The following is an 8,342-nucleotide window of genomic DNA, read 5'->3' on the forward strand; positions in this document are numbered from 1 at the left end:
GCGCTAGTCATTACCGTGGCGGTAGACATTTCATGTTGAAATCAGAACGGAAGCTTGCTCAAATTGCAGCTTGGTTGTTTGGCGGAGCTTCAGTAGCTTGTGGCTTAGCAGCAATAATTTCGACTTCACAACAAGGCGCCATATTTTATTTATTGGTTGCTGCGTCTTTTGCAAATGCGGTTGCTGCCCTCAAATATATCAAGAGAGCATCTTCGATTGACGGGCTTTAACTAGAATGAATTCTAGGGACAGCAGCGAATTCCGGGGACAGTATACTTAATTCCCATGGCACCGACGTAGCCGCCAGCGCGATCCGCCCGCTCTATACCCCTTCGACAGGCTCAGGACAGGCTGACCCGGCTGCGTGCCGGATGCGGGAGAATGGTGGGCGCGGCAAGGATTGAACTTGCGACCCCACCCGTGTGAAGGGTGTGCTCTACCACTGAGCTACGCGCCCGCCGGGATGCGAGGCAAAGGCCTTGCCGGCAGGGGCGGGCCATTGCCATTTCCGGCGCGCCAAGACAAGCGCAAACCCGCGCCGGGGCGTGCGGCTAGTCGAGCAACAGCCTGACCAGCCGGGCGAAGAAGCCGAGCTCGGCCTGCCGCTCGCTCGCCGCGGGCAGCGGGGCGCATTCGAGGCAATAGGCCTGTGCGCCCTTCGCGCCGAGCAGCCGCTCGAGATCGCGGGCGACCTGCGCTGTAACGTCGCGATGCTGCGCCCCGACGAGCGCGAACAGGTCGCGCGGCGCGGCAGCCTCGCGGTTTTCGCCGCCGATCAGCAGCGCACGGATCAGCGAATCATATTGCGACGGGCGCGAGCCGATGAAGCGTGCATGCCAGTCGCCCGCTTCGAGCCCTGCCTCCCTGGCGGCCCATTCGATCGCATTGTCGAGATTGCCGAACTGGTCGACCAGGCCAAGCTGGCGCGCCGTGCCGCCATCCCACACCCGGCCCTGGCCGATCGTGTCGACCTCGTCCGCGCTCTTGCCGCGCGATTGCCCGACGACATCGAGGAACACGCGATATTCGTGTTCGATCGTGGCCTGGAGGAACTGGTCGACCTCGGGCGTCAACCCGCCCAAGAGGTCCGGCTGGCCGGACAGCGGCGTGGTCCGTACGCCATCGCTATCGACCCCGAAACGGGCGAGGGTGCGCTCGAAGCTCGGCAGGACGCCGAAAATGCCGATCGATCCGGTCACGCTTTCGGGCTCGGCGAAGATCCGGTCGGCCGGGGTCGAGACCCAATAGCCGCCGCTCGCGGCATAATTGGCCATTGAGACGGCGATCGGGATCCCCTTGTCCTTGTGGCGCATGATTGCGCGGCGGATTTCCTCCGACCCGGTCAGCGTGCCGCCGGGCGAATCCACCCGGATCACGAGCGCAGCGAGGTCGTCGTCGAGCGCATCGTCGAGCAACTCCCTGATCCGCTCGCCGCCGGCGGTTCCTGGCCCCTCGTCGCCATCGGTGATCTCGCCGGCGATCGTCACCACGCCGATCGCCTTGCCGCCGCTGTCGGGGCGGTTGGCCGCCAGCCAGGGGCCGAGTTCGGTATGGACGAAATTGCCGGGGTTGCTGTCGAACCGGTCTTCGCCGACCAGTTCGGCGACGCGCTCGCCGAAGGCCACCCGGTCGCCGATCACGTCGACCAGCCCGGCGGCTTTCGCCGCTGCGGCGGTATCGCCCCCGGAGGCCCCGAGCCAGCCGACCGGATCGCGGGTGATCGCCTCGATATCGACCTGCGGCCGCGCCTTCTTGATACTGGCCTTGTACTCCTCCCAGACCACCGCATAGAGCGCTTCGGTATTCTCGCGCGCTTCCGGCGACATGCCGGTAAGCATGTAGGGCTCGACCGCCGATTTGAATTCGCCGACCCGGTAGATATGGGCGTTGACGCCGAATTCGTCGAACAGGCGCTTGTAGTATTGGCGGTTGCCGCCGGGGCCGAGGATGGCCGCGCCGCCGATCGGATCGACCCAGGCTTCGCTGGCATGGGCCGCGAGCATCACCGCATCGTCGCCATAGGCGACCGCAAAGGTCAGGACCGGCTTTTCCGCCGCCCGCACGCGGTCGATCGCCGCGGCAATCTCCTGCACATGGACATGCCCGCCGCCAAGGAAGCGCGACAGGTCGAGCACCACCGCCTTGATCCGCTCGTCGGTGGCGGCGGCATCGAGCGCGCGGACTATGTTGCGCACCGGATATTCGGTGGTCGGCAGGCGCTGCGAAAGCAGGACATCGAGCGGGTCGAACTCCGAGGCTTCCTCGACCACCGTCCCGTCGAGGGCGATCAGCAGGGCGCCTTCGCGGACCACGCCAGGGCTCGGGCGGCTCGAAAGAACGCTGAACAGGGTGATGAAGAACAGCAGCATGAACAGGAGGACGAGACCGTCCTTGATGCCCACCAGCAAACGCCAGACCTTGCCCGCGAAACTCATATTGTCTTTCCCGATGATGCCCCGATCCGGTTTCCTCGCGCCAATCTAGGGAAGCATCGCGGAGTGTTCCACCGATATCGGCGCAAACGGCGATTCTGTTCGGCGGAAGTCGTTGCCAAGGAGGAAAACCGACCCTATGCCGACTTTGCTGGACGAAATGTCCAGTTGAGCAGGATTCATGGCGCAACATCTCACCTGGGCGATTGTCGACGAAGTGGCCGCGAGCCTCGGCGCTTCGGAAGCCAATCGCCTCAAATGGCGGCAGCCCAATCGCGGGGTTCCTTCGGCCTGGCGGATCAGGATCGCCGACGCATTAAGGGACCGTGGCACCGCGATATCGTTCGACGAGTTCGATGCCTTGCCCGAGAATCCTGGCCGGATTGCCGCGCCGGCTGCTTCGGCAGCGGCAACGAGTTCGAGGAATCGCTATCCGGCCGGCGCCATGGCCTTCCCCCATCGCGACCTTTTGGGAATCGAACAACTCGAACGGCACGAGATCCTGTTCCTGCTCGACGAGGCCGAGCAATGGGTGAGGCTCAATCGCCGTCCGAACAAGCACACCGACCACCTCGCGGGGCTGACGATCATCAATGCCTTCTTCGAGAATTCCACGCGTACGCTGTTGAGTTTCGAGATCGCCGGGAAACGGTTGGGAGCCGACGTGGTCAACATGCATGCCGCCCAGAGCTCGGTGAAAAAGGGCGAGACGCTGATCGACACGGCGGTCACCCTCAATGCGATGCGCGCCGATGCGATCGTGATCCGCCATGGCTCGAGCGGAGCCGTGGCGCTGATCGCCGACAAGGTCGATTGCCCGGTACTCAATGCCGGCGACGGGCAGCACGAACATCCGACCCAGGCGCTGCTCGACGCACTGGCCTTGCGGCACGCGCTCAAGCCGCGAGGGCAGGAAGAGATCGACGGGCTCACCGTCACTATTTGCGGCGACATCCTGCATAGCCGCGTGGCGCGCTCCAATATCCTGTGCCTCCAGGCACTGGGCGCCAGGGTCAGGGTTTGCGCGCCGCCCGCGCTGATGCCGGCCGGGATCGAGGCGATCGGGGCCGAGCCGTTCAACGATTTCGATGCCGCGCTTGTGGGTGCGGACGTGGTGATGATGCTGCGGCTCCAGACCGAGCGGATGAGCGGCCAATTCATCCCCTCGGCCCGCGAATACCACCATCTCTATGGCCTCACCAAAAAGCGTCTCAAACGCGCTGCCGGCAACGCCTTGGTCATGCATCCGGGCCCGATGAACCGGGGCGTTGAAATCGACAGCGAAGTTGCCGACCTGATCGATCGTTCGCTGATTACCCGCCAGGTCGAAATGGGTGTGGCGATCCGGATGGCCTGCCTCGAAGTCCTTACCCGGCGCGCGCGGGATGTCCCCGGCTGGGGTCCGGGAGAATGGGCATGATGCAGGCCCGGCCCATTGCGATCGTCAATGGCCGCCTGGTCCTGCCGGATGGCGTGAGCCAGGGCGTGCTGCGCCTTGCAAAGGGGCGTATCGCAGGTCTTGGTGATGTCGAGCCGGAAGCGGGCGACGAGATCGTCGACGCCAGGGCCATGCTGGTGGCTCCCGGTCTGATCGATTACGGCGTGTTCGCGGTCGACAAGCCGGCCTTCCATTTTGGCGGCATTACCCGGGCGGCCCTGATGCCCGACCAGTCGCCGCCACTGGACCATCCGGCCCGGGTCCAGTTCTCGGCCCATAGCGGCAAACCCGATTTCTGGGTTCATCCGTTGGCGGCGGCCACGGTCGGGCTCGAAGGTCGCGACCTCGCCGAACTGGCACTGATGCGCGATGCCGGAGCGAAGGGGGTAGCAACCGGCCGCAAATGGATCGGCGATTCAGGCGTAATGCATCGCCTGATGCAATATGCAGCGATGCTCGACCTGGTGGTCGTGACCCATGCCGAAGACGGCGGGCTGGCCGGCAGCGCGGTCGCCACGGCCGGAGAAATGGCGAGCAGGCTGGGCCTGCCCAGTGCCCCGGCAGAGGCTGAAGCGCTGGCGGTGGCGCGCGATATCGCGCTGGCGGAACTGTCCGGAGCGCGGCTCCATTTGCGGCAGGTCACGACCCGCGCCGCGCTCGATCTCGTGCGGGCCGCCAAAGCGAGGGGCGTTGCGGTTACGGCAGGCGTCACCCCGGCGCATTTCATGCTGTCCGACCTTGCGACGGGCGAGTTCCGCACCTTCGCGCGTCTTTCCCCTCCGCTGCGCGAAGAGCGCGACCGGCTGGCGGTGATCGAGGCGATCGCCGACGGCACGATCGACCTCATCGCATCCGGTCACGACCCGCGCGGTCCGGAAGACAAGCGCCTACCGTTCGCCGATGCCGAGCCGGGCATGGCCGGGGCCGAGACCCTGTTGCCGATGTCGCTGGCCCTGGTCAGGGATGGCGTGGTGGACCTGCCGCGGGTATTTGCGCTGATCGCGGCCAGGCCGGCCGAATTGCTCGGCGTCGATGCCGGAAGTCTGGTCGCGGGGAACGAAGCCGATATCGCGCTGATCGATCCCGACAAGCCGTGGGTCGTCAACTCGGCCAAGATGGAAGCCAGCGCCGGCAACACACCGTTCGACGGGCAGGGGGTCGAAGGGCGGGTCAGGGTGCTGTTCAAAGGCGGGATCAAGGTAGTCGGCTAGCGAGCCGCAATGAAAAGGGCTCCCCGCCGGTGTGGCCGGGAGCCCCCTTGCCTCGCCATAAGGCGCGATCAGTTCATCGCGAACCGGCGACCGGTATCGACTGCGCCGGGCAGCGGGTTGCTTGCGGCATAGGCAATGCACCCTTCGCCCGAACCCTTCACGCGGCCGCACATGGCGCGACTGCTCGCGGCGTTGTAACCTGCCGCGGCGACACGGTAATATTCCTTGCCGCGGACCACCGCCTTGGTGATCACCATGTCGTGTCCGGCGAGTTCGGGGTAGCGCTGGACATAAATGCCCCAGGCGCGGCGAGCGCCCTGCTCGCTGGTGAAGGAACCGAGCTGCACCAGGTGAGAGCCGTCCGTACTGGTGCTGGCCCTGGGCGCGGCCGTGCTGCGGGCGGCAACCGACGAACGCGCATTGGTGCTGCGCGCAGGGAGCGGCTGGACCACTTCGCGCGAGATGAAGCGGGTCGAATCCTGGGTAACCGGCTGGGTCAGGCTCCTTTGCGGAGCTGCAGCGCTGGCCACGGCCGGTGCCGGCTGCGGAGCGCTCGCTTCGTCTGCCGCGGGGACCTCGACGCGTTCGATAGGGGCCGGAACCGGAGCTGCGACCGCCAGGCTTGAATTCGCCGAAGAGGCGGGTTCCCTGGTCGCGTCCAACGCGAGTTGGTCCGAAGTCGGGAAATTGGCCAGGGCCAGCTGGACCGGTTGGCCGGGATCGACTTCCGTTGCCGGGACCGAGAGCATAGAAGCCACCCGCATGCGGAACAGTTCGGGGTGAACCTCGGCGGCCCACTCGGCCATCCGGTCGCCCACCTTGTCGGCCGGGATGTCTTCGGACGCCATCAACCGCGCTTCCTTCCAGCGGCCCGCAAGGGCGAAGCTGTAGGCGAGATTCTGGCGATTCTTGGCGGTATTGTCGCCATTGCGGATCGCATTGGTGAGGATATGGATCCCGCGTTCCGGCGCCCCGGCGAGCGAATAGGCGAGCCCGAGATCGCTTTCGGCAATTGTGCCTTCCCAGTCGGAAAGGACGCCGTTCGCCTGGGCATATTTGCCCTGTGCGGTCAGCGCCAGCGCCAGGCTCAGCGCATTGCGCGGCGAAGAATCGCCAAGCTCGATCGCATCCTGGAACGAGGTTGCCGCCGAAGCGAAGCGCCCGGCCTCGAGATAGGCTGCACCCAGCACGGCGCGATAGCTGCCGTTGCGCGGATCCGCCAGCACGGCAGCTTCGGCGAATTTGATCGCCTTGCTGGTCTTGCCCTGGGCGAGCGCGTCCTCTGCCTGGTGGGCGGAAATGGCTGCGGGTGGCGCCGATGACGCGCAGCCCGTGAGCATGGCGCTGGCGAGCGCCGTCGTCAGGGCAAGGCCGACCAGCTTCGAGGTTCCGGTACCTTGGCTGTTGGCATTACACTTCATGGTCGTTCCCCCACTGGAGTAAGATTCAAACATCAATCGCGCTTCACCTGGCTGGCGAGTGCTTCGAGTCCGTCTATCTCGCCGAGCAGCTGGTCGAGCGCTTCGGTTACAAGTTGCTGGGCGCTGCTGTTGCGGATCGTGCAGGCGAGCCTGAGCTTGAGATGCCGCTGCGAATCGAGCCGCAAGGTGAACGCGGCGCGGTGGCCACGGTCGAGTGCCGATTTGCGCGATTGACCAGGTCGAGCGACGCGGGCTTGCATCCCGGCCTGCGGATCGCGGTGGCCGCCAAAATCCTCGTTGGCAGGCTTGATCGGCAGCACGTCGGCCGTGTGACCTTCGCCCATGTCGTTCCAGCCAAGATCGTCCGCGAGTTCGGCCTGGGCCGATTCGTATCCCGGGATCGGCGTGAGCTGCGAACGCATGGCCGGGCGGGCGCCGCCCTTCCGGGCCAGGAGGGTTGGTCCGAGGGAAGCGAAAGAGCTGACTTCGCTCATGTTGGCGGCCCTCAATGCTGGGCTACGCGGCGACCAAAGCCGCCAGCGGGACGGTTCGTGCCGGGGATTTGCGAAACGCTGTTCGGCGCGGCGAATACGGTGCGGCGGAAATTCTTCTCCAGGCGATCGGAAATGTAGTTCCACAGCGCGCCGATCTCCTGGGCGGACTTGCCGGCAGGATCGACTTCCATGACCGTCCGGCCATCGATCATCGAGGCGGCATAGTCGGTGCGGTGGTGGAGCGTGATCGGAGCGACGGTGCCGTGCTGCGAGAGCGCGACGGCGGCTTCCGAAGTGATCTTGGCCTTCGGGGTGGCGGCGTTGACCACGAAGATCAGCGGCTTGCCCGCGCGTTCGCAAAGGTCGACGGTCGCGCCGACCGCGCGCAGGTCATGCGGGCTCGGGCGAGTCGGGACGACGATCAGTTCGGCAACCGAGATGACCGACTGGATCGCCATGGTGATGGCCGGCGGCGTATCGATCACCGCGAGCTTGAAGCCCTGCTGGCGCAGGGTGGCAAGGTCGCTTGCAAGGCGCGCCACGGTGGTTTGCGCAAAGGCCGGGAACTCGGCTTCGCGTTCGTTCCACCAGTCGGCGAGCGAACCCTGCGGATCGATATCGATAAGAACTACCGGGCCAGCTCCGGCCCGCTGGGCCTGCACAGCGAGGTGACCGGAAAGCGTGGTCTTGCCCGAACCACCCTTCTGCGATGCCAATGCCAAAACGCGCAAGGCTGTTCCCCCTAAATTCGAGCCGGAAAACCTGTTCAATCCGGCGGTTCCTGCGCCGGGATCGCAGATCACCCCTAATTTTAGGTTAATGTGGAGCCGCAAAACGAAGCGGGCAGCGGAACTGGGCGATGAACGATCGACGCGGGCCGGCCGGTCCGCACCGGCGCCGAAAGCGGTTGCGCCGCTGCCGGCTTGCAGGTCTAAGCGGTTCCGATGGCGGAGCGGCAAACGGATACGATCGAGGACACCCCCGGTTCGCCGGTGGGCGAGCGGGAACGGCTCGTCTCGCTCGATTTCATCCGCGGGATTGCGGTGCTCGGCATCCTGTTCGCCAATATCGTGGCCTTCGGGCATGTCCTCGAGGCCTATGGTTGGCCGCATGCCTTGCCCGAGCCGATGTCACCGGCCGACGAGGCTGTCTGGCTGGCCCAATATGTGCTGATCGACGGCAAGATGCGCGGGCTGTTCTCGCTGCTGTTCGGTGCGGGCATGGCGCTGTTCGCCGAGCGCGCGTGGGAGCGGGGAGCGACCCGCTGGCTGCAGGCGCGGCGGCTGGCTATCCTGATGCTGTTCGGCCTGGCCCATTTCTTCCTTGTCTGGTGGGGCGACATCCTG

The 8,342-nt window shown here is 65.5% G+C and carries 8 protein-coding genes and 1 tRNA gene; 4 read left to right on the forward strand and 5 right to left on the reverse strand.

The annotated features are described in order from the left end of the window. Positions 1-230, forward strand: a 230-nt coding sequence (locus AC16XC_RS11465; protein WP_484034790.1) for a hypothetical protein, incomplete at its 5' end; no start/stop codon positions are given. A 152-nt stretch (positions 231-382) separates the two neighbouring features. On the opposite strand, the gene AC16XC_RS11470 is transcribed toward AC16XC_RS11465, so the two are convergent. Next, a tRNA-Val gene (locus tag AC16XC_RS11470) sits at positions 383-457 on the reverse strand. 94 nt (positions 458-551) lie between these two features. Further along, on the reverse strand, positions 552-2,435 hold the full coding sequence (sppA, locus tag AC16XC_RS11475; RefSeq protein WP_484034791.1) for a signal peptide peptidase SppA: 1,884 nt from the start codon (positions 2,433-2,435) through the stop codon (positions 552-554). Positions 2,436-2,877: 442 nt separating this feature from the next. On the opposite strand from sppA, the gene AC16XC_RS11480 reads away from it, so the two are divergent. After that, positions 2,878-3,852 (forward strand): aspartate carbamoyltransferase catalytic subunit, encoded by a 975-nt coding sequence (locus tag AC16XC_RS11480; RefSeq protein WP_484034797.1) that lies wholly within the window; start codon positions 2,878-2,880, stop codon positions 3,850-3,852. Continuing rightward, the gene (locus AC16XC_RS11485) at positions 3,849-5,081 is read left to right on the forward strand and encodes a dihydroorotase (protein ID WP_484034792.1); all 1,233 of its coding nucleotides are present in this window, start codon (positions 3,849-3,851) and stop codon (positions 5,079-5,081) included. Before AC16XC_RS11480 ends, AC16XC_RS11485 begins: the two co-directional genes overlap by 4 nt. A gap of 68 nt (positions 5,082-5,149) precedes the next feature. Here AC16XC_RS11485 and AC16XC_RS11490 read toward each other — a convergent pair whose 3' ends face one another. The 3 genes from AC16XC_RS11490 to AC16XC_RS11500 form a co-directional block, all read right to left on the reverse strand. Next, positions 5,150-6,502, reverse strand: coding sequence for an SPOR domain-containing protein (locus AC16XC_RS11490; RefSeq protein ID WP_484034793.1), 1,353 nt, complete (start codon positions 6,500-6,502; stop codon positions 5,150-5,152). A 32-nt stretch (positions 6,503-6,534) separates the two neighbouring features. Then, entirely contained in the window at positions 6,535-6,924 is a 390-nt protein-coding gene (locus tag AC16XC_RS11495) for a hypothetical protein (protein WP_484034794.1), read from the reverse strand. An 83-nt stretch (positions 6,925-7,007) separates the two neighbouring features. Next, positions 7,008-7,727, reverse strand: coding sequence for an AAA family ATPase (locus AC16XC_RS11500; protein WP_484034795.1), 720 nt, complete (start codon positions 7,725-7,727; stop codon positions 7,008-7,010). 213 nt (positions 7,728-7,940) lie between these two features. On the opposite strand from AC16XC_RS11500, the gene AC16XC_RS11505 reads away from it, so the two are divergent. Next, positions 7,941-8,342: DUF418 domain-containing protein (locus AC16XC_RS11505; RefSeq protein WP_484034796.1), on the forward strand; the 402-nt coding region annotated here is incomplete at its 3' end.

The sequence above is a fragment of the Candidatus Andeanibacterium sp. genome (assembly GCF_057143545.1).